Source organism: Escherichia sp. MOD1-EC5990, from assembly GCF_002965285.1.
GTDB classification, from domain to species: Bacteria; Pseudomonadota; Gammaproteobacteria; order Enterobacterales; family Enterobacteriaceae; genus Escherichia; species Escherichia coli_F.
Map to the genome: position 1 here is coordinate 148,299 of NZ_PTRV01000009.1, position 25,001 is coordinate 173,299.

A 25,001-nucleotide genomic window follows, 5' to 3' on the forward strand; every position below is an offset into this window, starting at 1 on the left:
ACGAATTTAAGGAATAAAGATAATGGCAGCTAAAGACGTAAAATTCGGTAACGACGCTCGTGTGAAAATGCTGCGCGGCGTAAACGTACTGGCAGATGCAGTGAAAGTTACCCTCGGTCCGAAAGGCCGTAACGTAGTTCTGGATAAATCTTTCGGTGCACCGACCATCACCAAAGATGGTGTTTCCGTTGCTCGTGAAATCGAACTGGAAGACAAGTTCGAAAACATGGGTGCGCAGATGGTGAAAGAAGTTGCCTCTAAAGCGAACGACACTGCAGGCGACGGTACCACCACCGCAACCGTACTGGCTCAGGCTATCATCACTGAAGGTCTGAAAGCTGTTGCTGCGGGCATGAACCCGATGGACCTGAAACGTGGTATCGACAAAGCCGTTACCGCTGCAGTTGAAGAACTGAAAGCTCTGTCCGTACCGTGCTCTGACTCTAAAGCGATTGCTCAGGTTGGTACCATCTCCGCTAACTCCGACGAAACCGTAGGTAAACTGATCGCTGAAGCGATGGACAAAGTCGGTAAAGAAGGCGTTATCACCGTTGAAGACGGTACCGGTCTGCAGGATGAACTGGACGTGGTTGAAGGTATGCAGTTCGACCGTGGCTACCTGTCTCCTTACTTCATCAACAAGCCGGAAACTGGCGCAGTAGAACTGGAAAGCCCGTTCATCCTGCTGGCTGACAAGAAAATCTCCAACATCCGCGAAATGCTGCCGGTTCTGGAAGCTGTTGCCAAAGCAGGTAAACCGCTGCTGATCATCGCTGAAGATGTTGAAGGCGAAGCACTGGCAACTCTGGTTGTTAACACCATGCGTGGCATCGTGAAAGTTGCTGCGGTTAAAGCTCCGGGCTTCGGCGATCGTCGTAAAGCTATGCTGCAGGATATCGCAACCCTGACTGGCGGTACCGTAATCTCTGAAGAGATCGGTATGGAGCTGGAAAAAGCAACCCTGGAAGACCTGGGTCAGGCTAAACGTGTTGTGATCAACAAAGACACCACCACCATCATCGATGGCGTGGGTGAAGAAGCTGCAATCCAGGGCCGTGTTGCTCAGATCCGTCAGCAGATTGAAGAAGCAACTTCTGACTACGACCGTGAAAAACTGCAGGAGCGCGTAGCGAAACTGGCAGGCGGTGTTGCAGTTATCAAAGTTGGTGCTGCTACCGAAGTTGAAATGAAAGAGAAAAAAGCACGCGTTGAAGACGCCCTGCACGCGACCCGTGCTGCGGTAGAAGAAGGCGTGGTTGCTGGTGGTGGTGTTGCGCTGATCCGCGTAGCGTCTAAACTGGCTGACTTGCGTGGTCAGAACGAAGAGCAGAACGTGGGTATCAAAGTTGCACTGCGTGCAATGGAAGCTCCGCTGCGTCAGATCGTACTGAACTGCGGTGAAGAACCGTCTGTTGTTGCTAACACTGTTAAAGCTGGCGACGGCAACTACGGTTACAACGCAGCAACCGAAGAATATGGCAACATGATCGACATGGGTATCCTGGATCCAACCAAAGTAACCCGCTCTGCTCTGCAGTACGCGGCTTCTGTGGCTGGCCTGATGATCACCACCGAGTGCATGGTTACCGACCTGCCGAAAAACGATGCAGCTGACTTAGGCGCTGCTGGCGGTATGGGCGGCATGGGTGGCATGGGCGGCATGATGTAATTGCCCTGCACCTCGCAGAAATAAACAAACCCCCGGGCAGAAATGTCTGGGGGTTTTTCTTTTGGTCATCTTTCTAGTATAAGATTCAGACACGGACGACGCGAGTGGCGTCCAGCTCATTGATTATGGGGAATAACATGCACGTAAAATACTTAGCAGGGATTGTCGGTGCCGCGCTACTGATGGCGGGTTGTAGCTCCAGCAACGAATTGAGTGCTGCCGGTCAGAGTGTACGCATTGTGGACGAGCAGCCAGGTGCGGAGTGCCAGCTGATTGGTACTGCGACAGGTAAGCAAAGTAACTGGCTTTCCGGGCAACACGGTGAAGAAGGCGGTTCTATGCGTGGTGCGGCAAACGATCTGCGCAACCAGGCAGCGGCAATGGGTGGTAACGTGATTTATGGTATCAGCAGCCCGTCGCAGGGAATGTTGTCCAGTTTTGTCCCGACGGATAGCCAGATTATCGGCCAGGTATATAAGTGCCCGAATTGATGTGATTCAGAGGCTGGATGACTCCAGCCTCGCATTAGCAAAGATGAGATTATTTCGCTTGTGGTGCACTTTTGCTGATGGACTGAACACGTAAGTGATGCAGCGCGCGTAAGCATTGATCCTGGGTTAGCGGTTGGGTGTTATTTGCCGCTACGGTGCGAACATAGACCTGACATGGCACACCCGCGAGTTTTTTCAGTCTGGGGCTGAAATCAAGCATTCGGCGAGTGATCGCCTCCACTTCTTTACCCGGCGTTGCTTCACGCGTTTTCACCACCGCGCCGCTAAATTGCTCTTTGCCATTTTCATCTTTAAAGCGATAAAGCACTGCCAGATAATGGTTGAACAAGTTATGTTTCCATTCCGGTTGGGAATAGGTGTCATATTCCAGATTGCCATTGTCCTGGCAGTCAACGTCGTATAACGGCAGGAAATCTAACAGTGAGGTAATACGTAATGCCAGTTCACGCATTTCCGCATTATTAATTGCATGAATGATTGCTCGCGCCAGCATTTCAATCTGCAATTCATTGATGACTAACTCACATTTGCTACCGTCATGTAGCGTTAATACGAAGGTAAGATTTTCACCCTGATTATCGGTAAGTTCCAGCATATTAACTCGGCGATTAATATCGGCATTTTTAAGCTCATCAACCAGAATTTCTGGGATATTTTCTGCCATTTTCTTAATAACTTTATCGCGAGTCTGCTCATACTGAAGACGTGCATCAGCATCCAGTTTATGCTTTTGATGCAGACGGCTTTCCAGCGCAATCAGCAGGTCTCGCAGTTCCATGACAGACATAAAGAACAACGATTCTTTATTGCGAGGCTCTTTAATTTTCAGCGCCAGTGCAATGAAATTATTACTCTTGCGAATAACACCGGTATTAACTCCCTTGATGCTTATGGCCATGTAGGTTCTCCCTAACCATTTCTCAATTAAATAATTAATTTTAATTTATAAGCCAGATAAATGGGCTTGGTAGTAATAGTTGTTAAAATAACATAAATAGCCGTGCTCACTCTATATAAACAGAAAAGAAAGGTTAATTATTGGTGTTGGTTATATAAAAAGTAATAACAGCAATGTATATGAATAATTAAAGGTTATGCAACGTGCAAAGATTAAACTTCCCTGTTTAATCAGTTACTGCTGGCGTAGCTGGAGATCCAGCGGCGTTTTACTGGGTTCGCCGCCAATCTCGCGCGCCAGTTTCGGCACCATATATCCAGATACCAGCGTCAGCAGCTCACGCATAATCTGCCGTGCTTCGTCATCACTCACCATAAAATGCGCCGCGCCCTGTACTTTATCGAGCACATGCAGGTAATACGGCATCACGCCCGCATCGAACAACGCATTACTCAGGTTTGCCAGCGTTTGTGCGTTATCGTTCACACCACGTAACAGAACGCTCTGGTTCAGCAAAGTAACGCCTACCCGGCGCAACTTAGCCATCGCCTGGCGGAATGTTTCATCTACCTCATTGGCATGGTTGATGTGATTCACCAGCAAGATTTGCAGCGTAGAATGTGAAAAGCGTTCAACCAGCGCATCTGTGATGCGTGCCGGGATCACAATCGGCAGACGGCTGTGAATCCGCAGACGTTTGATATGCGGGATGGCTTCCAGTTGTGTAAGCAACCAGTCCAGCTCGTGATCTTTCGCCATCAGCGGATCGCCGCCGGAGAAAATCATCTCGTCCAGTTCCGGATGCGCAGCAACATACTCAAGTGCAGTCTGCCAGTTACGCTTGTTGCCCTGATTTTCGGCATACGGGAAATGGCGACGGAAGCAATAGCGGCAATTTACCGCGCAGCCGCCTTTGACCAGCAATAGCGCCCGGTTGTGGTATTTATGCAACAAACCAGGGACTACGCTGTGCTGTTCTTCCAGCGGGTCGGTGGAGAATCCGGGCGCGACGACAAACTCATCTTGCGAGGTAAGTACCTGACGCAAAAGTGGATCGTCCGGATTGCCTTTCTCCATGCGATCGATAAATGAGCGGGGAACACGCAGGGCAAACAGCTTTTTGGCGCTGCGTCCGGCCAACAGTTTTTCGTCCGCGTCTATATTCAAAAGACGCAGAAGTTCATCAGGATCGGTCACAACATCGGCAAGTTGCGTTAACCAATCTTCTCTGGATGGGGTATTTAGGGTTACAATATGCGCCATTTTGTGGCTTAGCTACCAATTAATAAATTTCAGAGGGCCTTATGGCAACGTACTATAGCAACGATTTTCGTGCTGGTCTTAAAATCATGTTAGACGGCGAACCTTACGCGGTTGAAGCGAGTGAATTCGTAAAACCGGGTAAAGGCCAGGCATTTGCTCGCGTTAAACTGCGTCGTCTGCTGACCGGTACTCGCGTAGAAAAAACCTTCAAATCTACTGATTCCGCTGAAGGCGCTGATGTTGTCGATATGAACCTGACTTACCTGTACAACGACGGTGAGTTCTGGCACTTCATGAACAACGAAACTTTCGAGCAACTGTCAGCTGATGCAAAAGCAATTGGCGACAACGCTAAATGGTTGCTGGATCAGGCAGAGTGTATCGTAACTCTGTGGAATGGTCAGCCGATCTCCGTTACTCCGCCGAACTTTGTTGAACTGGAAATCGTTGATACCGATCCAGGCCTGAAAGGGGATACCGCAGGTACTGGCGGCAAACCGGCTACCCTGTCTACTGGCGCTGTGGTTAAAGTTCCGCTGTTCGTGCAGATCGGCGAAGTCATCAAAGTGGATACCCGCTCTGGTGAATACGTCTCTCGCGTGAAGTAATGCGGTTTTGGTGCGGCCTGTTGGCTGCACCATCACTTATTCTGGTCAGAGATGATGAAACGCCTTATCGTTCTTGTTTTGCTTGCCAGCACGCTGCTCACGGGCTGTAACACCGCTCGCGGTTTCGGCGAAGATATCAAACATCTCGGCAACTCCATCTCCCGCGCTGCCAGCTAATTTTTCTTCTCTTCCGAAAAATCATCAGATTTCCATCATTTTTGGCGATGTTGTCTATTATTAATTTGCTATAGGCAAACATAAATAACATTACCTAAAAGGAAGACGTTATGGTGAAGAAGACAATTGCAGCGATCTTTTCTGTTCTGGTGCTTTCAACATTATTAACTGCCTGCAACACCACGCGTGGCGTTGGTGAAGATATCTCTGATGGCGGTAACGCGATTTCTGGTGCAGCAACAAAAGCACAGCAATAAGCAATAACGGTACGACAGCTGTGTCGTGCCGTTTGTTTTTTTGCGATAGTCACTAAGGTAATAGTTGAAATTCCCCTGCCACCTGGCAAAATACCCGTTCAACCATCAGCTTTGCAGGACGACCTGCAAACGCCTCTTTTCACCGGGGACGGCCCCAATTCTCCGGAGCCTGATATGTCCTGGATTATCTTAGTTATTGCTGGTCTGCTGGAAGTGGTATGGGCCGTTGGTCTGAAATATACCCACGGTTTTAGTCGTTTGACGCCAAGTGTTATTACCGTGACGGCGATGATTGTCAGTATGGCGCTACTTGCCTGGGCGATGAAATCGTTACCAGTAGGGACAGCTTATGCCGTGTGGACGGGTATTGGCGCAGTCGGCGCGGCCATCACCGGTATTGTGCTGCTCGGTGAGTCCGCTAACCCGATGCGCCTGGCGAGCCTGGCGTTAATCGTATTGGGGATTATTGGTCTGAAACTCAGCACTCACTAACTACCGGGCTGCTGTACCCAAATAAACTTACTGACATCAAACCCTTCCCGGGTCGCGACTGCCAGCATTTCCTGTTTCACTTCGTCAGAAATGGTTGGCGTGCGGGAGAGTATCCACAGGTAGTCGCGGTCCGGGCCGCAAACCAGCGCATGGCGGTATTCCCGATCGAGTGCAATAACGTTATAACCGCCATAGAAAGGACCAAAGAATGACACTTTCAGCGCAGCGCGGGTAGGCGCGCCGGTAAAGTACGCTTTCCCTTCACTCTGCTGCCACATTTCTCTGTCAGGGTTATAGCCTTTATTAATGACATTCAGGCCGCCGTCATCCCGCAGACTGTATGTTGCGGTGACTTTTTCCAGTCCACGTTCAAAGCGGTGATCAAAACGGGCAATCTCATACCAGGTACCGAGATAACGTTTGGCGTCGAAATTATTCACTACTGTCACGCCACGCGGCGGCGTAGGAGAACTGCAGGCAACGACCAGAAATGCAGCTGTCGCTGCGGCAACGAGAGGGAGCAGGCGCATAAATGTTTCCTTACTGGTTTTTTTTCTAAGTGTAGATGACAGCAAGGAAAAGCGGAGAAAAGGTCCAAAAATTCGGACCCGATGAAATTTTACTGTAGAGCGTTGAGAATCTGCCAGGCGGCGGTAACTCTCGCTGGATTGGGATAGTTTTTGTTAGCCAGCATCACAATGCCCAGCTCTTTTTCTGGAATAAACGCGACATAGCTACCAAATCCACCGGTCGCCCCCGTTTTATGTACCCATGATGCGCGTACTGCAGGAGTTGGGGGCGTAATCGCTTTTACGGGGCGTGCTGCCAGTGCAATTTTATTATCACTGCCGTTTATGATGGTGTCAGGATTTACCGGCCAGTCCAGCATTTCCCAGCCCAGGCCCTGATACATATCGCCGGTTTGCCAGTAGCGAGATTGTGCCAGTTGTATCCCTTGTTGAAGTGTTTTCTCATTGATATCACGGGGGGTTAAATTGCTTTGCACCCAGCGGGCCATATCTTCAATGGTCGACTTCACACCATAAGCTTCAGCGTCTAATGCCCCTGGCGAAACATGCACTGCCTTACCTTCGCGATATCCCCAGGCGTAATTCTTTTCTTCTGCGGACGGCACATTAATCCACGTATGGTTGAGTTTGAGAGGCTGGAAGACACGAGTTTGCATCGCCTGCTCAAAACTTAAACCAGACGGCTTCACAGCCAGTGCGCCGAACAAACCGATACTGGCGTTGGCATACAAACGTTGTGTTCCTGAAGCCCATTCAGGCTGCCAGTTTTGATAGAAGCGCAGCAAGTCGCTTGAGGATTTAACATCATCCGGCACCTGTAACGGCAGGCCGCCAGCGGTGTAGGTCGCAAGATGTAATAGTGTGATCCCATTCCACTGTTTAGCGGTAAGTTCAGGCCAGTATTTTGTCGCAGGATCGCTTAGGTTGATTTCCCCTCGCGCAATAGCGTCGCCACCAAGCACGCCCGTAAATGTTTTGCTGACCGAGCCTAACTCAAACAACGTTTGCTGCGTGACAGGCTGCTTTTTATCTACATCCGCATAGCCCCAGGTAAAGTAATAAGGTTTGCCCTGATAAATCACCGCCACCGCCATACCGGGGATCTTTTGTTGCTCTATAAGCGGGGTAATTGTGCGATGCACAATCTCGTTGAGCTGTTGCGGGGCGGAAAGTGCGGAGCAAGAGGCGATAATTAATAAGGCGCAGAGCGTCGTTTTGAACATAGGGTCTGGTTTCCATACAAAACGGCCCGCCATAGGCGGGCCGGATTTACATTGGCGATGCGTTAGATTGTAACGACACCAATCAGTGTGACAACTGTCAGGATAGCAGCCAGACCGTAGAAAACCCATTTGCCTGCAGGCACGTGGATTTTCAGATCGTGCATCGCGTGGTGCATACGGTGTAAACCACACCACAGTGGCAGAACGATCATCAGGAACAGGAATACGCGACCAATGAAGCTTTGCGCGAACGCCAGAACGCGCTCGTAGCTCAGCGCATCACCCGGAAACAGCCCCAGCGGCAGCAGAATACCCACCAGCAGGATCATCACCGGCGCAATAATTGCGCTCCACATACCACCGGCCCCGAAGAGGCCCCAGAATACCGGTTCGTCAGAACGCTTTGGATTTGGATTAATCATCTCAGGCTCCTTACCAGTACAGGGCAACAAACAGGATTACGATGGTGGCAACCACGGTTACCGCCCAGAGACTTTTGATAATTGGCTCTGGTCCCATTTTTTCGTCTTTTACAATGATATTGGCCGCTTTCGGTGCCAGCTCAAACCAGGTTTTGGTGTGCAGCAGAGCTGCTGCCAGAGTGATCAGGTTAATGATCACGATAACCGGGTTTTGTAAAAAGTCGACGAATCCCGCCCAGGCTTCCGGGCCATTTTTCAAGGCAAACAGCCCGAAAATCAGTTCAATGCTGAACCACACAGCCGGAACTGCCGTGCCTTCGCGCAGCATGTAAAAGCGATAAAACGGCAATTTTTTCCACCAGGTGGACGTCATTGGCCGTACATACGGTTTACGTTTAGTCGTCATGTTGCACTCCTTAGCGTGGTTTCAGGGTCGCGATAAGAAAGTCTTTCGAACTTTCTACTTTGCCCTGCTGAATGGCCGCAGCCGGATCGACGTGTTTCGGGCAGACTTCGGAGCAGTAGCCCACGAAAGTACAGCTCCATACGCCATTCTGGCTGTTCAACTGCGCCATACGCTCCTTCTTACCGTGGTCGCGGCTATCTTCGTTATAACGATGCGCCAGCGTAATGGCAGCCGGACCGATGAACTCGGGGTTCAGGCCAAACTGCGGGCACGCGGCATAGCACAGACCACAGTTGATGCAACCGGAGAACTGGTGATACTTCGCCATCTGCGCCGGGGTCTGGATGTTAGTACCCTGATCCGCGGTGCGGGAGTTGCCGATGATGTACGGTTTGATCGCTTCCAGACTTTCGATGAAGTGGGTCATATCGACCACCAGATCGCGTTCAATCGGGAAGTTAGCTAACGCTTCAACCTTCATACCGTCGGTGTAATCACGCAAGAAGGTTTTACATGCCAGTTTTGGCACGTTGTTAACCATCATGCCGCAGGAACCACAAATCGCCATACGGCAGGACCAGCGGTAGCTCAGGTCCGGTGCCAGGTTGTCTTTGATGTAGCCCAGCGCATCCAGTAATGAGGTAGTTGCGTCATAAGGCACTTCATAGAATGCGCTATGCGGTGCGGTATCGACTTCCGGGTTATAGCGCACCACCTCAATTTTCAGGTTTTTCATCTCAGCCATTCGCCTTCTCCTTCTTATTGGCTGCTTCCGCCTTATCGGCTGCATCCGCTTCGCCACCGTAAACGCGTTTAGCTGGCGGCAGCGTAGTAATCTTCACGTCGCTGTACTCCAGGCGAGTAGTGCCATCAGCATCGCGGAAGGCGAGGGTGTGTTTGAGGAAGTTGACGTCGTCACGCTCGGTGCAACCTTCGTCCAGACGCTGGTGCGCGCCGCGAGACTCTTTACGTGCCATTGCAGAGTGCGCCATACATTCAGCAACGTTCAGACCGTGGCCCAGTTCAATGGTGTAGAGCAGGTCGGTGTTGAACACGCTGGAGGTGTCGGTGATGCGCACGCGCTTGAAGCGTTCCTGTAGCTCAGCCAGCTTGTCGATGGTTTTCTGCATCAGTTCCGGCGTACGGTAGATACCGCAACCTTCTTCCATAGCCAGGCCCATTTCGTCGCGGATCTTCGCCCAGTTTTCGCCGCCATCCTGGTTAACCAGATCTTTCAGACGTTGTTCAACGCCAGCAGCCTGCGCTTCAATTGCCGCTTCGTTGCCATTACCGGCAGTTGCTGCACGTTCTGTCGCTTGTTCACCGGCCAGACGACCGAAGACCACCAGTTCCGCCAGGGAGTTGGAGCCCAGACGGTTTGCGCCGTGCAGACCAACAGAGGAACATTCACCCACGGCGAACAGACCTTTAATGCGGGTTTCACAGTTCTGATCGGTTTCGATACCGCCCATGGTGTAGTGTGCGGTCGGACGTACTGGAATCGGTTCTTTAACCGGATCGACGCCAACGTACGCTTTCGCCAGTTCGCAGATGAACGGCAGACGTTCATGCAGTTTTTTCTCGCCGAGGTGACGCAGGTCGAGATAAACCACATCGCCACGCGGTGTGGAGATGGTGTTGCCTTTACGCCATTCGTGCCAGAAGGCCTGAGAAACTTTGTCGCGTGGACCCAGTTCCATATATTTGTTTTTCGGCTCGCCCAGCGGAGTTTCCGGGCCCATGCCGTAATCTTGCAGATAACGGTAGCCATTTTTGTTGACCAGAATACCGCCTTCACCGCGGCAGCCTTCGGTCATCAGGATACCGGAACCTGGCAGACCGGTTGGGTGATACTGAACGAATTCCATGTCACGCAGCGGAACGCCGTGGCTTAGCGCCATACCCATACCGTCACCGGTAACGATGCCGCCGTTGGTGTTGTAACGATAAACGCGACCCGCACCGCCGGTAGCCATAACGACCGCGTTAGCACGGATCTGCACCAGCGTGCCTTCCATCATGTTCATTGCCACCAGGCCGCGAACATGACCATCATCAACCAGAATATCCAGTACGAAGTGCTCGTCAAAACGCTGGATCTGCGGGAATTGCAGAGAGGTCTGGAACAGCGTGTGCAGCATATGGAAGCCGGTCTTATCGGCGGCGAACCAGGTACGCTCGATTTTCATGCCGCCGAAGCGACGTACGTTGACGCTACCATCCGGGCGACGGCTCCATGGGCATCCCCACAGTTCCAGTTGGGTCATTTCGGTTGGGCAGTGGTGGACGAAATAATCCACGACATCCTGCTCACACAACCAGTCGCCACCCGCTACTGTATCGTGAAAGTGATATTCGAAGCTGTCATGATCCTGCGCGACAGCGGCGGAGCCCCCTTCTGCAGCAACGGTATGGCTACGCATAGGGTATACTTTTGAGATTAGTGCGATTTTTGCATTTGGATTTGCCTGCGCGGCAGCAATTGCAGCACGTAATCCCGCGCCACCGGCGCCTACAATGGCAAGATCGGCTTGAAAGGTTTGCACGACATTCCTCCAGATTGTTTTTATCCCACAGCCCCGTACTTCAGGGTAAGTGCCTGAAAGTTACGGTCTGCGAACGCTATTCCACTGCTCCTTTATAGGTACAACAGTATAGTCTGATGGATAAGTCTGAAATTTGACGAGATCGATTTTTTTAGTGCGCAAGAGGGCTAAATTATCACTGAAGATGATTAATTTAATTACTAAACCATCAGATCGTGCTTTTTTTAGTCACCGCCCACCGTTGATTGATACCTGCGTAAAATTTGTCTCGCCGCCGCGTTGCGAGTAGACTTCGTGCCCTTGTCAAAAAATGGAGATTTAACTATGAGCGAAACGGCATCCTGGCAGCCGAGCGCATCCATTCCTAACTTATTAAAACGCGCGGCGATTATGGCGGAGATCCGTCGTTTCTTTGCCGATCGTGGAGTGCTGGAGGTGGAGACGCCTTGTATGAGCCAGGCGACGGTAACCGATATTCATTTGGTCCCGTTTGAGACGCGTTTCGTTGGCCCCGGGCATTCGCAGGGGATGAATCTCTGGTTAATGACCAGCCCGGAATACCATATGAAACGCCTGCTGGTTGCCGGTTGTGGGCCGGTATTCCAGCTGTGCCGCAGCTTCCGTAATGAAGAGATGGGGCGTTATCACAACCCTGAGTTCACTATGCTTGAGTGGTATCGACCGCACTATGATATGTACCGGTTGATGAACGAGGTGGACGATCTCTTACAACAGGTGCTTGACTGCCCGGCAGCAGAAAGTCTTTCTTATCAACAAGCTTTCTTGCGTTATCTGGAAATTGACCCGCTCTCTGCCGACAAAACGCAACTGCGGGAAGTGGCAGCGAAACTGGATTTGAGCAACGTTGCCGATACCGAAGAAGACCGCGACACGCTGCTACAACTGCTGTTTACCTTTGGCGTAGAGCCAAATATTGGCAAAGAAAAACCGACCTTTGTGTACCACTTTCCCGCCAGCCAGGCATCACTGGCGCAAATCAGTACCGAAGATCATCGGGTCGCTGAACGCTTTGAGGTTTACTATAAAGGTATTGAGCTGGCGAATGGTTTCCATGAATTAACGGATGCCCGTGAGCAGCAACAACGCTTTGAACAAGATAACCGTAAGCGCGCGGCGCGCGGTTTGCCGCAGCACCCCATTGACGAGAATCTTATTGAAGCCTTGAAAGTCGGTATGCCTGACTGTTCCGGCGTGGCATTAGGCGTTGATCGTCTGGTGATGTTGGCGCTGGGCGCGGAGACACTGGCTGAAGTCATCGCCTTTAGCGTTGACCGGGCATAATTCTGAAAAATTACTGAATTAACTGCGAAGAATGGCGTGATGAGCGCCATTCTGTAGCATATGTTTTCATTTTTCCGCTAAAGGCCACAATTTAAGACTGGATATTTGATATCATCCAGGTATCAATTCTGTATTGGTTTTTACGCTGCCCACTCAATGATAGGGTAGTGCAGTTCAGTGGGCGCGTTTTAGACACGCGCTGAAATGAAGGATGGTTTCATGCCTCACACGATAAAAAAGATGAGTCTGATAGGACTCATATTGATGATCTTTACTTCCGTATTTGGATTTGCCAATAGCCCATCGGCTTATTACTTAATGGGTTATAGTGCGATTCCCTTTTATATATTTTCTGCATTGTTATTCTTTATTCCATTCGCCTTAATGATGGCTGAAATGGGCGCTGCGTATCGCAAAGAAGAAGGCGGTATCTATTCCTGGATGAATAATAGTGTCGGACCACGTTTTGCCTTCATTGGTACGTTTATGTGGTTTTCCTCTTATATCATCTGGATGGTGAGCACCTCCGCGAAAGTTTGGGTACCGTTCTCAACATTCCTCTATGGAAGCGACATGACCCAGCACTGGCGTATTGCCGGACTGGAACCTACGCAGGTGGTTGGTCTGCTGGCAGTGGCATGGATGATTCTGGTCACCGTCGTTGCTTCAAAGGGGATTAATAAAATTGCCCGCATTACTGCGGTGGGCGGTATTGCAGTAATGTGTCTGAATTTAGTATTGCTGTTAGTAAGCATTACTATTTTGTTATTAAATGGTGGGCATTTCGCGCAGGATATTAATTTCCTTGCATCACCGAACCCAGGTTATCAGTCCGGTCTGGCAATGCTATCGTTTGTGGTATTTGCTATTTTTGCCTATGGCGGAATTGAAGCGGTGGGTGGTCTGGTCGATAAAACGGAAAATCCAGAAAAGAACTTTGCCAAAGGTATTGTTTTTGCCGCTATTGTTATTTCAATCGGTTATTCGCTGGCAATATTTTTATGGGGCGTCAGCACAAACTGGCAGCAGGTATTAAGTAATGGTTCCGTTAACCTCGGCAATATTACCTATGTGCTGATGAAGAGCCTCGGAATGACTCTGGGTAACGCACTGCATTTGTCACCTGAAGCGTCATTGTCGCTGGGTGTGTGGTTTGCGCGTATTACCGGACTGTCGATGTTCCTCGCCTATACCGGTGCGTTCTTTACGCTTTGCTATTCACCGCTGAAAGCCATCATCCAGGGGACGCCGAAAGCATTGTGGCCGGAACCGATGACTCGCCTGAATACGATGGGTATGCCTTCTATCGCAATGTGGATGCAGTGCGGGCTGGTTACTGTCTTCATCCTGCTGGTTTCGTTTGGTGGCGGTACCGCATCGGCGTTCTTTAACAAACTGACGCTGATGGCGAACGTGTCTATGACGCTTCCTTACCTGTTCCTTGCACTGGCTTTCCCGTTCTTTAAAGCACGTCAGGATCTCGACAGGCCGTTTGTGATTTTCAAAACACATATGTCGGCAATGATTGCGACAGTTGTTGTCGTACTGGTGGTGACATTTGCGAACGTGTTCACCATCATTCAACCTGTGGTTGAAGCCGGAGACTGGGACAGCACATTGTGGATGATTGGCGGCCCTGTCTTCTTCTCGCTGTTAGCGATGGCGATTTACCAGAACTATTGCAGTCGCATGGCGAACAAACCTGAGTTAGCTCTCGACTGATCCTATGGAATCCTGCAACTCATCGTCTCTCCGGCGATGAGTTGTCTGGTAAGGAAGACGTTATGGACAACGGTAGTCGGGATCCAGTGATAACCGAAGATGAAATCAGGGCGCTGCAATTTTCTGCCTGGGATGTAGCGGAAATAGAGCAGACTATTCTCTCTTTTGTCGATGCCTGTCACACCCGTAAAGTGGCAATGGTGGTCGGTAATACCATTAATACCCTCAAAGATCGCGATGGTTCGCGGTGGGGAAACCTGCCTGATATCTATTGCACTTACCTGATCAGGTGCCTGGTTTTTCGTGGGGGATTAATCGGGTATGGTGATTTGTTCCGCATGCGTTATAGCGAAATTAAACTACCGATTGAAGCATCATGAGTGCTCGTCAGTTTATTTTATGCTGCATTTGGTTCTTCGTATCTGTTCTCTGGATTCTGATAATGTCCACGCTGGACAAAGAGTGGATGATTGATGGACGCGGGATTAACAACGTCTGTGATGTTTTGATGTATCTCGAAGATGACGATACTCGCGATGTCGGTGTGATAATGACGTTACCGCTCTTTTTCCCTTTTCTCTGGTTCGCTTTGTGGCGAAAAAAACGCGGCTGGTTTATGTACGCCACCGCGCTGGCTATTTTCGGCTACTGGTTGTGGCAGTTTTTTCTGCGCTATCAGTTTTGCTTGTGAGCCGGATGGGTTCATCCGGCCACAAAGACCTTACAAACTTCCCGCCTGACGACCTTTGCCCGCAGAAGTTAATGTTCTCCCCGTTTGTTTACCGTTGAGGCTTTCCAGACGCATCTGGAAGGGCGGGAATGGCATATCAATACCGTGGGCATGGAATCCTGCCAGAATCAGCTGGTGAATCTCATGGCGTAGTGGCATGCGGTGACCCATCTCAGCGGCGTAAATACGCAGCTCGAAAATCTGAATCCCCTGCTGCAGATCCACCAGGAAGACTTCCGGCGCCGGGTTGTCGATCACCAGCGAGCAGCGACGCGCTGCGGTGAGCAGGATTTCCGTCACTTCTTCACTGTTGGCATCGGCAGGGGCCGGAATCGTCAACACCACGCGCGTGACCGAGTCAGAGAGCGACCAGTTGATAAACTGCTCGGTAATAAACGCCTTGTTCGGCACGATAATTTCTTTGCGGTCCCAGTCGCTGATGGTGGTGGCGCGGGTGTTAATTTTCGTCACACTACCGGTGAGATCGCGGATCGTCACCGTATCGCCAATACGAATCGGTTTTTCGAACAGGATAATCAGGCCAGAGATAAAGTTGGCGAAAATTTCCTGCAAACCAAAACCGAGACCAACACCGAGCGCGGCAACCAGCCACTGCAATTTCGACCACTCAATACCAATCATTGAGAAGCCGACCAGCCCGCCAATCAGCATCAGCAGATATTTGGTGATGGTGGTGATGGCGTAGCCCGTACCCGGCGTTAAATCCAGGTGCTGCAAAATCGCCAGTTCCAGCAGCGCGGGCAGGTTGCGCACCAGCTGCGTGGTGATGATAAACACCAGAATGGCAATTAGCACCGCACCGAGGGTAATCGGCTCCAGGCTTTCCACGCCCTGTACCGTGGAAGTGACATCCCACAGCGAAATATTTTCGAGGAAGCCGAAAGCGGAATGGATTTCTGACCACAGCACAATGACTGAAAGTAGGGCGATCAACATCAGGATTGAGCGCACCAGCCGCAAGGATTGTGCACTGATGGCATCGAGATCGACTTCACTTTCATCGACTTCAATTGCCCCTTCCGGGCTACTGTGATGATGCGCTTCCTCTTCGCCACGCGCACGCTGCGCTAACATCTCTGCCCGGCGATGCTTCGCCCGGTCAAACGCCAGCCTGCGGCGTTGGATCAGCATCCAGCGGCGGATAACGTGATAAACCACTAATAGTAGGAACCAGATGGCAACTGAGGTTTCAAGCCTTGCTAACAGTGCCTGCGCCGTTGCCAGATAACCCACCGCCGACGCCAGAATAGCAACCAGCGGTGCGCCAATCATCATGTTCCACAGCATATGGTTGGTAATGTTGTCGCCGCTGCCTTCTTTGTTGAGATACAGCGGGATCCCGGCCTTTTTCAGGCTGAGGGTGACCACCGCCAGCGCACCGCAAATGAGGATAAAACAAAGCCGTCCCAGCGAACCGGAGAATTCACGGTCGTCGAGGTTATCGAACATCATCAGCGCCATAATCAGCGGCACAATAAGCCCGATGCTCATCAGGTAGTAACGCATCCCGCGGGAAACCCGTTCGCGTGGCCAGCCGAAATGAGCGATAAACAAGCCGTTCGGACGGGCAAAGGTGGCGCAAATCATCACTACCCACAGCAGCGGTACGGTGGCCGTTACGCCATCACCAATTGCGACCGCCAGCGGATAAGGCCACGCCTCGCGCAAGCCGTAACCCAGCGTCATCCACAGCACCGGTAGCGGTGATGCGACGAGAATCGACCAGAAAAGGGTGCGCAACGTCAGCCAGAAGTGATCCTGAGTCACTTTGCCGACTTTCGCCGCCGAACGTTCAAGAAAACGGGTGAAATAGCGGCGTGAGTAAATACTGCAACCGACCAGAATCAACGCGCCAAACAGCGGCAAAATCGTCTCTTTGCTGGTCAGCATCATTACGCTGGCTTTGCCCAACTGACTGAAGGTGTCCAGCGAAATGAGACGACGCAGATCCTGAGCGATCTCCAGCGGCCAGGCGATGGTCATCGGGCGCACGTCCGAAGTCCAGAACAGGTAGCGGTGCGTCGCTTCATTCACTTCTTTCAGCGCATCTTCCAGTTGCCCGTTGGATACTTTCAACTTGGTCAGTTCCAGCAGTAACGTGTCGCCACCCTGCAACAATGAGTTCAGCAACTCACGCTGAGTGCGTAGCTGTGCTTCCAGAATACGGTTTTGCTCGGCGGTCAGCGGCTGACCGTCGGCCTGATGGATTTGCCGTAGCAGCGGCTGTTTATTTAGCAGATCCTCATAACGTAACCGTTGCACACGCAACTGCGCCATTTCGGTATCAAGCTGTTGTGGTTTTGGCATTTCCGGTAGCCGTGCCACCTGCGCCCGCAACGCTTCACCGAGCAGGTTGGACGATCCCAGCCATTGCGACTGTTCACGCAGCGTATTCAACGCCTGCCGGACCTGTAACGTCTGGCTGGCAGCCTGACGCTGTTGCGAGGCAACGAGATCCATCCGCTGCGCCTGTTGATTCAGCGCCGCTGATAGTTCGCGGTTAATTTTGAATTGTGCGACGATGTCTTTCGGCAAATCGGCGCTGTTTTCTGCCAGCAATTCGGTACTTTCCAGCGCCCGCTCCGCCTCAAGCTGACGTTGGCTGTTCAACTGATTACGTAAGGCCTGCAAATATGCATCCAACTGCTGGCTCTCTTTTTCCGCCAGCTCAGAGCGTAAGCGCGCTAATTCCTGACGGTTATTGGCAGACAGCTGCGCCAGCTCCAGTTCATCAACGAGCGCCTTAAGACGTGCAGAGTCAGACTGCAACGCGAAATTTTGTGCCTGATTAAGCGGGGTATTGCCGGTAAGTGTTCCCAGCCGCCGCTCGATTTCATTCAACTGACGGCGAGCGTCGGTTTGCTGTTGCGGTAATTGATTCAGCGAATCGGCAATCTCGCGGGCACGTTCCTGTTCCTGCTGGGCCTGACGGCTCTTATCCAGCAACTGGCTGCTGACCTGGAGAATTTCCTGATTCAGCGCGTCGGTAGACATTCCCGGCGATACGCTGCGCGGCTCGTCACGCATGTTGTTTAATTGCGCGCGCAGAGTAGCGGAGAGTTTCGGGTAATTATCAATGACTTCTTGATATTGCTTGATGCGCTCAAGGGAACCTTTTCGTTCCTCAAGCGCATTTAAGGCGGACTGGAGTGCCTCTACGACTTCCGGCTGCGCGGGTTTCGCCGCTTTTGCCTGCTCCAGTTCCTGGGTGATTTGTTTACTATCGGGGGCCGTCGCGGCGTACGCCCCCCAACTGAGGCACCAGGCCATCAGAAAAGCGATAATCAGGCGCACGTCAGCGTTTCCTTTGATGGATTAGACCTGGTCTTTTTTGTCGTCAACCAATGGGCTGGCGTCGTGTTCTGCCTCGATCTCTTCAGCAGGAAGCGGGGCAGGTTCAGAGTCTGGCGTAACAAAGGTTTCGGTAGATACTGCCAGCGGCTGGCCAATTTTCGTGACAGACAGGCTTTCCAGTTGCTCAACCAGATTAACTTTACCCGGTGCAAACAGGTTGATAACGGTAGAGCCGAGTTTAAAGCGACCCATTTCCTGGCCTTTCAGCAGCGCCACAGAACCGTCGTTTTCTCCGGCAGGCCAGGTCCAACGCTTGATGATGCCTTCGCGCGGCGGCGTAATGGTGCCCGCCCAGACAGTTTCAATGCTGCCAACAATCGTCGCCCCGACCAGAATCTGCGCCATCGGGCCAAATTCGGTATCGAACAGGCAGATCACGCGTTCGTTACGGGCAAACAGATTCGGCACGTTCTGAGCGGTGAGATGGTTAACGGAGAAGAGATCGCCCGGCACATAGATCATCTCACGCAGAATACCGTTGCACGGCATGTGTACGCGGTGGTAGTCACGCGGGGAGAGGTAAGTGGTCACAAACGTACCGTTACGGAAAAGATCCGCCATCAGATAGTTCCCTGCCAGCAGAGCTTCGAGGCTGTAGTTGTGGCCTTTAGCTTGCAGGATTTTATCTTCTTCGATTTTACCTAACTGGCTGATAACGCCATCGGCAGGCATGACCAGTACATTAGGATCGGTATCGATTGGGCGTACTTCGTCACGCAGCGGACGGACAAAGAATTCGTTAAAGGTGCGGTAGCTGGCGGTGTCCGGCTTTTGCGCCTCTTTCATGTCGACCTTGTAGTATTTAACGAACAGATCGATAACCAGTTTTGTCAGCCATCCTGCCCGCTTGCTTGCGCCCCAACCCGCCAGGCGAGTAAGCCATAATTTCGGCAGAATGTACTGTAGCGAAAGTTTAAATGAATTTAACAAGGTAGCCTCCAGGCCATTGTTTTGTCGTTCCTGATCCGGCCTACATGCCGGATCCTGAAAAAAAGGGGACGATTCTAACGACGGTTAGCTTAATTGTCAGTCATCCGTATCAGAAAAGTTTTTACGCGTTTTTACCTGCGCCATGCTTTCCAGAATACGGTGATAGTTTTCGAAACGGGTTTCCGCGATTTTCCCTTCCTCAACTGCTTCCCGGATAGCGCAGCCCGGATCGGTATCGTGTTTGCAATCGCGATATTTACACAGACCTAAGTAGTCATGGAATTCGACAAAACCCCGAGTAATTTGTTCCGGATCCAGATGCCAGAGACCAAACTCACGCACACCTGGGGAATCAATCACATCACCGCCGTGCGGGAAGTGATACAGCCGCGCGGCAGTCGTGGTGTGCTGACCAAGCCCCGAGTTATCCGAGACGTCGTTGGTCAGGATCTCTTTTTGCAGCCCCAGCAACGCGTTCAGCAGGCTGGATTTGCCGACGCCAGACTGCCCGGCAAAAATACTGATGCGCCCGGTCAACGCCTCTTCCAGCGGTTTCAGTCCATCCTGAGTATGACTGGAAACCATCAATACGCGATAACCGATATTGCGGTAGATATCCATCTGCTCGTTGACGAATTCCATGCCTTCGTCGTCCAGCAGGTCTATCTTGTTGAGCACAATAATCGGCTCAATCTGCAAGGTTTCGCAGGCCACCAGGTAACGGTCGATAATATTGAGCGACAGCTCCGGCAAAATCGCGGAGACAATGACAATCTGGTCAATATTGGCAGCAATGGGTTTCACACCGTCGTAGAAATCCGGGCGCGTCAACACTGAGGTGCGCTCATGCACCGCTTCCACGATCCCTTTGACATTTACGCCTTCCGCCGCTGGTTTACCCGGACGCCAGACTACGCGATCGCCGGTCACCAGCGAACGGATGGTACGGCGAATATTGCAGCGGTGAACGTCGCCATCGGCGGATTCCACATCAGCGTGCATACCAAAGCGGCTGATGACGATACCTTCATCAGGCTCGCCAAACAGATTGTCGTCGTAGTCGGGCTTCTCCTTAGACGTTTTAAGACGACGCTGGTGATTGGCGTTCACGCGGCGCTGCTGGCCTTTGGAGAGTTTATTTTTACTCAATCGTACTGACTCCTGGTCGCCCCTGATGGGCAAAACATCTATGATACACGCAATTGTGGATCAATATAGTCACTGTGAATGGGTGGAAAATAGCATGAGTGCCAATGAAAACAACCTGATTTGGATCGATCTTGAGATGACCGGTCTGGATCCCGAGCGCGATCGCATTATTGAGATTGCCACGCTGGTGACCGACGCCAACCTGAATATTCTGGCAGAAGGGCCGACCATTGCAGTACACCAGTCCGATGAACAGCTGGCGCTGATGGATGACTGGAATGTCCGTACTCATACCGCCAGCGGGCTGGTGGATCGGGTGAAAGCGAGCACGATGGGCGATCGGGAAGCGGAACTGGCGACGCTCGAATTTTTAAAACAGTGGGTGCCTGCGGGTAAATCGCCGATCTGTGGTAACAGCATCGGCCAGGACCGTCGCTTCCTGTTTAAATACATGCCGGAGCTGGAAGCCTACTTCCACTACCGTTATCTGGATGTCAGCACACTGAAAGAGCTGGCGCGCCGCTGGAAGCCGGAAATTCTTGACGGCTTTACCAAGCAGGGGACGCATCAGGCGATGGATGATATCCGTGAGTCGGTGGCAGAACTGGCTTACTACCGCGAGCATTTTATCAAGCTGTAAAATTTTTCCTGGTCACGTAAGCGCCGGAATCCACTTGCGGCGGCGTGATTTTGACGCTAAATTGAACGTCTTGCTGATAATTTCAGCACTTGAGATAAAAACTCAAAAAAAATTTTTTAGGGGGGTTGCAGAGGGAAAGATTTCTCGTATAATGCGCCTCCCGTAACGACGCAGAAATGCGAAAATTACGAAAGCAAAATTAAGCAGTACGCGGGAATAGCTCAGTTGGTAGAGCACGACCTTGCCAAGGTCGGGGTCGCGAGTTCGAGTCTCGTTTCCCGCTCCAAAATTTGAAAAGTGCTGCAAAGCACAGACCACCCAATCGCAGTATTTCGAATTGCGACAAGGCGGCAACTAAACGAATCCTTGGGAGCTTACAAAAGTAAGTGACTAAGGTGAGTGAAGGCAGCCAAGGCAGTAGCGGTTCGAAAGACGAAGATTAAGCGGGAATAGCTCAGTTGGTAGAGCACGACCTTGCCAAGGTCGGGGTCGCGAGTTCGAGTCTCGTTTCCCGCTCCAAAATTTGAAAAGTGCTGCAAAGCACAGACCACCCAATCGCAGTATTTCGAATTGCGACAAGGCGGCAACTAAACGAATCCTTGGGAGCTTACAAAAGTAAGTGACTAAGGTGAGTGAAGGCAGCCAAGGCAGTAGCGGTTCGAAAGACGAAGATTAAGCGGGAATAGCTCAGTTGGTAGAGCACGACCTTGCCAAGGTCGGGGTCGCGAGTTCGAGTCTCGTTTCCCGCTCCAAATTCTTCTCTCAATAAAATATCCACAGCGACGCGATGCGTTATTGCTGGTTTTTGTTGTCTCTGACAAACTCTTGTAAACAGAGTTATCCACAGCCTCATGTCGTAATCTTAATTTCAAAGAAACTTCGCACGGTGAATAGTATTTTTTTAACTTATTGATATATAGGTTGAAAATTAAGATCTCGTTTTGTCGAGTCGATCACTTGACGATTTTATTCGCCTTGAATTGCAATGCGTTTTTATTTTTATTCACAAGCTGTGGATGAATCAGGCGTCACGCGGTAACCCTTTTTCAATCACCCGAACCAGACGCTGTTTTTTCGGTAGTTGTACCTCTACGACGCACGCATTTCGCCTCTCGATTTGCTGCGCAATCGCCCACGCTATGTGCTCATCAAGAAGTGGGTGCTCACCTTTACGACTTTCCAGCGCTGTCAAAATCGTTTTATCCCAGGGGGCATTGCCTAATGCCACGGCGATATTACGCAGCCAACGCAGGTGACCTATACGGCGAATCGCCGAACCTTCCGTGACTTTTAAAAACGTCTCTTCACTCCAGGCGAATAACTCAATGAGTTCCGGTGCGTGTAGTGGTTTGCGCGGGCTGAAATCGTCTTCTTTAGTGAGTTGCGAATAGCGATTCCACGGGCAGATAAGCTGGCAGTCATCGCAACCGTAAATACGGTTTCCCATCAATGGACGCAGCTCTTCCGGGATCGCCCCTTCCAGTTCAATGGTGAGATAAGAGATACAGCGGCGAGCATCGACGGTATATGGCTCGACGATGGCGCCGGTCGGGCAAATCGTCATACAGGCCACGCATTTACCGCATCCTTCCTCGACCGGTTGATCCACGGGCAGCGGAATATCGACCAGTAATTCACCTAAAAAGAAGAACGAACCGGCCTCGCGATTGAGGATAAGTGAGTGCTTACCTGTCCAGCCAAGACCTGCTTTTTCAGCTAACGGGCGCTCGAGAATAGGCGCAGAATCGACAAACGGTCTAAAATTCAGCGAAACACAATGTTGCTGAATCATCTCGCCCAGCTTTTTGAGTCGGTTGCGCAGAAGTTTGTGATAGTCACGGCCCAACGCATAACGACTTACATAGCCGAGTTTGGGGTTTTTCAGCGTGCTGGCAAATGCGGCGTTAGCAGGAAGGTAATTCATCCGCACGCTGATGACGCGCAGCGTACCGGGCAATAACTCATGGGGGCGGGCGCGCAGCATACCGTGACGCGCCATCCAGTCCATTTCGCCGTGGTATTGTTTGTCCAGCCATGCTTGCAGTTTGGGCTCGGACGCGCTGAGATCGGTATCGGTAATACCTACCTGCTGAAAGCCCAGTTCCAGCCCCCACTGTTTAATTTTTTGCGCTAACTGATTGAGATCGAGGGGCTCTGACATGACGGACCATACAATGAAGAAAAACCCCGTAAGTATACCACACACCGTCTGGCACGCCGACGATATCCGCCGCGGCGAACGCGAGGCGGCAGATTCGTTGGGGCTTACACTCTATGAACTGATGCTTCGCGCTGGTGAAGCCGCATTTCAGGTGTGTCGTTCGGCTTATCCTGATGCCTTCCACTGGCTGGTGCTGTGCGGTCATGGCAATAACGGCGGCGATGGTTATGTGATTGCGCGGCTGGCAAAAGCGGTCGGCATTGAGGTCACGCTGCTGGCCCAGGAAAGTGACAAATCGTTACCGGAAGAGGCCGCGCAGGCACGCGATGCATGGTTAAACGCGGGAGGCGAGATCCATGCTTCGAATATTGTCTGGCCCGAGTCAGTAGATCTGATTGTTGATGCGCTGCTCGGTACCGGATTGCAGCACGCGCCCCGCGAATCCATTAGCCAGTTAATCGACCACGCTAATACTCACCCTGCGCCGATTGTGGCGGTTGATATCCCTTCCGGCCTGCTGGCTGAAACTGGCGCTACGCCAGGCGCGGTAATCAACGCCGATCACACCATCACTTTTATTGCGCTGAAACCTGGCTTGCTCACCGGGAAAGCCCGGGATGTTACCGGAAAACTGCATTTTGACTCGCTGGGGCTGGACAGTTGGTTGGCAGGTCAGGAGACGAAAATTCAGCGGTTTTCGGCAGAACAACTTTCTCACTGGCTGAAACCGCGTCGCCCGACTTCGCATAAAGGCGATCACGGGCGGCTGGTGATTGTTGGTGGCGATCACGGCACGGCGGGGGCTATTCGTATGACGGGGGAAGCGGCACTGCGTGCTGGTGCTGGTTTAGTCCGAGTACTGACCCGCAGTGAGAACATTGCGCCGCTGCTGACTGCACGACCGGAATTGATGGTGCATGAACTGACTATGGATTCACTTACCGAAAGCCTGGAATGGGCCGATGTAGTGGTGATTGGTCCCGGTCTGGGCCAGCAAGAGTGGGGAAAAAAAGCCCTGCAAAAAGTTGAGAATTTTCGCAAACCGATGTTATGGGATGCCGATGCATTGAACCTGCTGGCAATCAATCCTGATAAGCGTCACAATCGCGTGATCACGCCGCATCCTGGCGAGGCCGCACGGTTGTTGGGCTGTTCCGTAACAGAAATTGAAAGTGACCGCTTACATTGCGCCCAACGTCTGGTACAACGTTATGGCGGCGTAGCGGTGCTGAAAGGTGCCGGAACCGTAGTTGCCGCGCATCCTGACGCTTTAGGCATTATTGATGCCGGAAATGCAGGCATGGCGAGCGGCGGCATGGGCGATGTGCTCTCTGGTATTATTGGCGCATTGCTTGGGCAAAAACTGTCGCCGTATGATGCAGCGTGCGCGGGCTGTGTCGCCCACGGTACGGCAGCTGATGTACTGGCGGCGCGTTTTGGAACGCGCGGAATGCTGGCGACCGATCTCTTTTCCACGCTACAGCGTATTGTTAACCCGGAAGTGACTGATAAAAACCATGATGAATCGAGTAATTCCGCTCCCTGATGAGCAGGCAACATTAGACCTGGGCGAGCGGGTAGCGAAAGCCTGCGATGGCGCGACTGTAATCTATCTGTATGGCGATTTAGGCGCAGGTAAAACCACCTTTAGCCGGGGCTTTTTACAGGCTCTGGGTCATCAGGGTAATGTCAAAAGCCCCACTTATACGCTGGTCGAACCCTATACGCTCGACAACTTAATGGTGTATCACTTTGATTTATACCGCCTTGCCGATCCCGAGGAGCTGGAGTTTATGGGGATCCGCGATTATTTTGCCAACGATGCCATCTGCCTGGTGGAGTGGCCACAACAAGGTACAGGTGTTCTTCCTGACCCGGATGTCGAAATACACATTGATTATCAGGCACAAGGCCGTGAGGCGCGCGTGAGCGCGGTTTCCTCTGCGGGTGAATTGTTGCTGGCGCGTTTAGCCGGTTAACCTTTGAAAG

General features: G+C 51.6%; 26 protein-coding genes and 3 tRNA genes. 17 read left to right on the forward strand and 12 right to left on the reverse strand.

The features are described from left to right. Positions 1-22 precede the first annotated feature (22 nt). Positions 23-1,669, forward strand: a complete 1,647-nt coding sequence (groL, locus tag BEB42_RS13020) for a chaperonin GroEL (protein WP_000729132.1) — start codon at positions 23-25, stop codon at positions 1,667-1,669. A gap of 137 nt (positions 1,670-1,806) precedes the next feature. Beyond that, positions 1,807-2,160, forward strand: a complete 354-nt coding sequence (locus BEB42_RS13025; RefSeq protein ID WP_000558209.1) for a DUF4156 domain-containing protein — start codon at positions 1,807-1,809, stop codon at positions 2,158-2,160. Positions 2,161-2,209: 49 nt separating this feature from the next. On the opposite strand, the gene BEB42_RS13030 is transcribed toward BEB42_RS13025, so the two are convergent. Together BEB42_RS13030 and epmB are read right to left on the reverse strand one after the other, a co-directional pair. After that, on the reverse strand, positions 2,210-3,079 hold the full coding sequence (locus BEB42_RS13030) for a YjeJ family protein (RefSeq protein ID WP_001008063.1): 870 nt from the start codon (positions 3,077-3,079) through the stop codon (positions 2,210-2,212). A 234-nt stretch (positions 3,080-3,313) separates the two neighbouring features. Then, positions 3,314-4,342 carry an EF-P beta-lysylation protein EpmB gene (gene epmB / locus BEB42_RS13035; protein ID WP_000940518.1) on the reverse strand — a complete coding sequence of 343 codons (1,029 nt, stop codon included), beginning with the start codon at positions 4,340-4,342 and terminating at the stop codon, positions 3,314-3,316. A gap of 41 nt (positions 4,343-4,383) precedes the next feature. Between epmB and efp the strand changes: the two genes are divergently transcribed. The 4 genes from efp (at position 4,384) to sugE (ending at position 5,876) form a co-directional block, all read left to right on the forward strand. Next, complete coding sequence (efp, locus tag BEB42_RS13040; RefSeq protein WP_000257278.1) at positions 4,384-4,950, forward strand: elongation factor P; 567 nt, start codon at positions 4,384-4,386, stop codon at positions 4,948-4,950. A 51-nt stretch (positions 4,951-5,001) separates the two neighbouring features. Next, positions 5,002-5,127, forward strand: a complete 126-nt coding sequence (gene ecnA / locus BEB42_RS13045) for a lipoprotein antitoxin entericidin A (protein ID WP_000977757.1) — start codon at positions 5,002-5,004, stop codon at positions 5,125-5,127. 110 nt (positions 5,128-5,237) lie between these two features. Next, on the forward strand, positions 5,238-5,384 hold the full coding sequence (gene ecnB, locus BEB42_RS13050; RefSeq protein WP_000239594.1) for a lipoprotein toxin entericidin B: 147 nt from the start codon (positions 5,238-5,240) through the stop codon (positions 5,382-5,384). Between the two features lie 174 nt (positions 5,385-5,558). Next, positions 5,559-5,876 (forward strand): quaternary ammonium compound efflux SMR transporter SugE, encoded by a 318-nt coding sequence (sugE, locus tag BEB42_RS13055; RefSeq protein ID WP_000118482.1) that lies wholly within the window; start codon positions 5,559-5,561, stop codon positions 5,874-5,876. On the opposite strand, the gene blc is transcribed toward sugE, so the two are convergent. The 6 genes from blc to frdA form a co-directional block, all read right to left on the reverse strand. Further along, on the reverse strand, positions 5,873-6,406 hold the full coding sequence (blc, locus tag BEB42_RS13060; protein WP_001238369.1) for a lipocalin Blc: 534 nt from the start codon (positions 6,404-6,406) through the stop codon (positions 5,873-5,875). The two genes, sugE and blc, sit on opposite strands and share 4 nt — an antisense overlap. A gap of 89 nt (positions 6,407-6,495) precedes the next feature. After that, positions 6,496-7,629: a BlaEC family class C beta-lactamase gene (locus BEB42_RS13065; RefSeq protein ID WP_001353517.1), complete on the reverse strand. Its 1,134-nt coding sequence runs from the start codon at positions 7,627-7,629 to the stop codon at positions 6,496-6,498. A gap of 62 nt (positions 7,630-7,691) precedes the next feature. Then, positions 7,692-8,051, reverse strand: a complete 360-nt coding sequence (frdD, locus tag BEB42_RS13070; RefSeq protein ID WP_000609663.1) for a fumarate reductase subunit FrdD — start codon at positions 8,049-8,051, stop codon at positions 7,692-7,694. A 10-nt stretch (positions 8,052-8,061) separates the two neighbouring features. Next, positions 8,062-8,457: a fumarate reductase subunit FrdC gene (frdC, locus tag BEB42_RS13075; protein ID WP_000208757.1), complete on the reverse strand. Its 396-nt coding sequence runs from the start codon at positions 8,455-8,457 to the stop codon at positions 8,062-8,064. Positions 8,458-8,467: 10 nt separating this feature from the next. Beyond that, a complete protein-coding gene (frdB, locus tag BEB42_RS13080) occupies positions 8,468-9,202 on the reverse strand; it encodes a fumarate reductase iron-sulfur protein (RefSeq protein ID WP_000829498.1) in 735 nt (244 codons plus the stop codon). Next, positions 9,195-11,003, reverse strand: coding sequence for a fumarate reductase (quinol) flavoprotein subunit (gene frdA / locus BEB42_RS13085; protein ID WP_001192973.1), 1,809 nt, complete (start codon positions 11,001-11,003; stop codon positions 9,195-9,197). Before frdA ends, frdB begins: the two co-directional genes overlap by 8 nt. Before the next feature lie 324 nt (positions 11,004-11,327). Between frdA and epmA the strand changes: the two genes are divergently transcribed. From epmA to BEB42_RS13105, 4 genes are all read left to right on the forward strand, one after another. After that, complete coding sequence (gene epmA / locus BEB42_RS13090) at positions 11,328-12,305, forward strand: elongation factor P--(R)-beta-lysine ligase (RefSeq protein ID WP_000004768.1); 978 nt, start codon at positions 11,328-11,330, stop codon at positions 12,303-12,305. Between the two features lie 219 nt (positions 12,306-12,524). After that, entirely contained in the window at positions 12,525-14,027 is a 1,503-nt protein-coding gene (yjeM, locus tag BEB42_RS13095; RefSeq protein WP_024218677.1) for a glutamate/gamma-aminobutyrate family transporter YjeM, read from the forward strand. A gap of 62 nt (positions 14,028-14,089) precedes the next feature. Next, on the forward strand, positions 14,090-14,407 hold the full coding sequence (yjeN, locus tag BEB42_RS13100) for a protein YjeN (protein WP_000368623.1): 318 nt from the start codon (positions 14,090-14,092) through the stop codon (positions 14,405-14,407). Then, the gene (locus tag BEB42_RS13105) at positions 14,404-14,718 is read left to right on the forward strand and encodes a YjeO family protein (RefSeq protein ID WP_001353515.1); all 315 of its coding nucleotides are present in this window, start codon (positions 14,404-14,406) and stop codon (positions 14,716-14,718) included. The genes yjeN and BEB42_RS13105 overlap by 4 nt, the downstream gene beginning before the upstream one ends. A gap of 30 nt (positions 14,719-14,748) precedes the next feature. Here the strand turns inward: BEB42_RS13105 and mscM are convergent, their stop codons facing one another. The 3 genes from mscM to rsgA all read right to left on the reverse strand — a co-directional run bounded on the left by mscM (position 14,749) and on the right by rsgA (position 20,211). Next, the gene (gene mscM, locus BEB42_RS13110) at positions 14,749-18,072 is read right to left on the reverse strand and encodes a miniconductance mechanosensitive channel MscM (RefSeq protein WP_001236769.1); all 3,324 of its coding nucleotides are present in this window, start codon (positions 18,070-18,072) and stop codon (positions 14,749-14,751) included. Positions 18,073-18,093: 21 nt separating this feature from the next. After that, a complete protein-coding gene (gene asd, locus BEB42_RS13115; RefSeq protein WP_000934929.1) occupies positions 18,094-19,062 on the reverse strand; it encodes an archaetidylserine decarboxylase in 969 nt (322 codons plus the stop codon). Between the two features lie 96 nt (positions 19,063-19,158). After that, positions 19,159-20,211, reverse strand: a complete 1,053-nt coding sequence (gene rsgA, locus BEB42_RS13120) for a small ribosomal subunit biogenesis GTPase RsgA (protein WP_000041975.1) — start codon at positions 20,209-20,211, stop codon at positions 19,159-19,161. 94 nt (positions 20,212-20,305) lie between these two features. On the opposite strand from rsgA, the gene orn reads away from it, so the two are divergent. From orn to BEB42_RS13145, 5 genes are all read left to right on the forward strand, one after another. Next, positions 20,306-20,851 carry an oligoribonuclease gene (orn, locus tag BEB42_RS13125; RefSeq protein WP_001353514.1) on the forward strand — a complete coding sequence of 182 codons (546 nt, stop codon included), beginning with the start codon at positions 20,306-20,308 and terminating at the stop codon, positions 20,849-20,851. Positions 20,852-21,061: 210 nt separating this feature from the next. Further along, positions 21,062-21,137, forward strand: a tRNA-Gly gene (locus BEB42_RS13130). Positions 21,138-21,294: 157 nt separating this feature from the next. Beyond that, positions 21,295-21,370: transfer RNA gene (locus BEB42_RS13135), tRNA-Gly, on the forward strand. Positions 21,371-21,527: 157 nt separating this feature from the next. Next, positions 21,528-21,603 (forward strand) — tRNA-Gly (locus BEB42_RS13140). A 233-nt stretch (positions 21,604-21,836) separates the two neighbouring features. Further along, on the forward strand, positions 21,837-21,890 hold the full coding sequence (locus BEB42_RS13145; RefSeq protein ID WP_010723271.1) for a hypothetical protein: 54 nt from the start codon (positions 21,837-21,839) through the stop codon (positions 21,888-21,890). On the opposite strand, the gene queG is transcribed toward BEB42_RS13145, so the two are convergent. Further along, a complete protein-coding gene (gene queG, locus BEB42_RS13150; RefSeq protein ID WP_001353513.1) occupies positions 21,873-23,012 on the reverse strand; it encodes a tRNA epoxyqueuosine(34) reductase QueG in 1,140 nt (379 codons plus the stop codon). The genes BEB42_RS13145 and queG overlap by 18 nt on opposite strands. Between queG and nnr the strand changes: the two genes are divergently transcribed. Further along, positions 23,011-24,558, forward strand: a complete 1,548-nt coding sequence (gene nnr / locus BEB42_RS13155) for a bifunctional ADP-dependent NAD(P)H-hydrate dehydratase/NAD(P)H-hydrate epimerase (protein WP_001353512.1) — start codon at positions 23,011-23,013, stop codon at positions 24,556-24,558. The genes queG and nnr overlap by 2 nt on opposite strands. Next, positions 24,530-24,991: a tRNA (adenosine(37)-N6)-threonylcarbamoyltransferase complex ATPase subunit type 1 TsaE gene (tsaE, locus tag BEB42_RS13160; protein WP_000981977.1), complete on the forward strand. Its 462-nt coding sequence runs from the start codon at positions 24,530-24,532 to the stop codon at positions 24,989-24,991. Before nnr ends, tsaE begins: the two co-directional genes overlap by 29 nt. Positions 24,992-25,001 lie beyond the last annotated feature (10 nt).